The 1,676-nt window shown below is 37.5% G+C and carries 1 protein-coding gene and 1 pseudogene; both read right to left on the reverse strand.

Annotated features, from left to right (window positions below):
• Positions 1 to 378: 378 nt before the first annotated feature.
• Entirely contained in the window at positions 379 to 762 is a 384-nt protein-coding gene (locus CA730_RS23735; RefSeq protein ID WP_096671096.1) for a DUF2237 family protein, read from the reverse strand.
• A gap of 152 nt (positions 763 to 914) precedes the next feature.
• Positions 915 to 1,676: pseudogene (locus tag CA730_RS23740) on the reverse strand (cyclic peptide export ABC transporter); the annotation flags it as partial.

Here is a 1,676-nt window from a genome sequence, read left to right on the forward strand (position 1 = left end):
TAAACAGATTTTTGATATCTGACGCACCTTACCAATGTGCCAGTTGCGTAAGTCCTGGGGTATTAATTTGAGATCATAGCTGTAAGGGTTTAGCAATGCTAAACCCCTACCCAATTTTAAAATTTTCTATTCTTTAGTCATCTTTAGATGACTTTAGCTATGAGACTGGGAATTCATTCCCAGGCGGTTTATTAGGTTTATCTGTCAGCTTCCATACCCGCCCGGAAATCAATTTCCGGGCTAATAGCTAAAGTCGTTAAAACGCACTCTAAAAACAGTCGGTTTTAACCGACTTCAGCTTTGAGACAGGGAATTTATTCTCTGGCTACTTAGATTTTTTCAAAATTCATATACTATTGCTATATTTGCTAATAATTATTAACCATTTTCCTCATTACGAATTACCCGATGTTTTTGCAAATCTGCTAAATTACAAACTTCTAACGCCCTAGCATGGGTAGCTTCTAAAACTACGGTCGGTGCAACACCAGCTTCTAGGGCTTCTTGCCATCTTGCAGCGCATAAACACCAACAATCACCGGGTCTTAAGCCGGGAAAACTAAAATAAGGTGCAGGTGTACTCAAATCATTGCCCTGGGATTTGGTATATTGCAAAAATTCCTCTGTAACTTGAGCGCAAACAACGTGCATTCCCATATCTTGTCCACCTGTGGTACAAAAGCCGTCACGGTAAAAGCCAGTCATGGGAGAAGTGCAGCAAATTTCTAATTTTGTCCCCAGTACGTTTTTAGCTTCTGTCATGATTAATTCCTCACAATTATTATTTATTAATAACTCAGGCGACTAGAAGTCGCAGCTATAAAGACAAAACCCACCTGCGTGGGTTATATTGATTTTAGTCCACGAAGGTGGACTTTGCTTGTGTAGTAGCGACTTCTAGTCGCCCAAAATCTCTAATTTTGTGGCAGTTTATCAAATTCAATTTTGCCATAGTCCAATTTAATAATTCTATCGGCTAAATGAAAATAATGATCATCATGACTAATTACTAAAATTGTTTTTCCCTAGGCTTTCAATTCTGGCAGTAATTGAGTATAGAATATATCTTTGAACAATGGATCTTGATCTGCTGCCCATTCATCAAATAGATAAATTGGCCGATTTTCTAAATATGCTGTTAGTAATGCGAGGCGTTTTCGTTGTCCTTGAGAAAGGGACGTGGTGGAAAGTTGCCCATTTTCGATTTTAACTTTATGATCAAGCTGCAATTTCTCTAAATATTTTTGGGCTTGAATATCTAAGTTATGATTATTTTCTAATCCTAACAATTCTTCAAATAAATAGAAGTCGGAAAATACTACAGAAAAATGTTGACGATACCATTCGCGGTTATTTTCTGTAATCAAGGTTTCATCTAAAATAATTTCGCCCTGTTCGGGAATATATAACCCAGTGATTAATTTCCCTAAGGATGATTTACCGCTACCGTTACCTCCCACAATAAAAACTAATTCTTGGGGGTAAAGGGTAAGATTAATTGGACCGAGAATAAAGCTTTTATCTTCTTTGTCTGTGTAATAGGTGTGATTAACATTTATCAGTTGTAAACTGTGCCAATTTGTGAGAGTATGAGGAGGTGCGGTGGCAATTTCCGCCCGACTGGCTAAAGATAAACCCAATGATTCGATTTTTTGTAAAGCTACGCTGGCTTTACT

Source organism: Dolichospermum compactum NIES-806 (genome assembly GCF_002368115.1).
GTDB lineage: Bacteria > Cyanobacteriota > Cyanobacteriia > Cyanobacteriales > Nostocaceae > Dolichospermum > Dolichospermum compactum.

Coding starts and splice junctions, on each gene's coding strand:
- CA730_RS23735 (WP_096671096.1), bottom strand. CDS start 762: ATGACAGAAGCTAAAAACGTACTGGGGACAAAATTAGAAATTTGCTGC.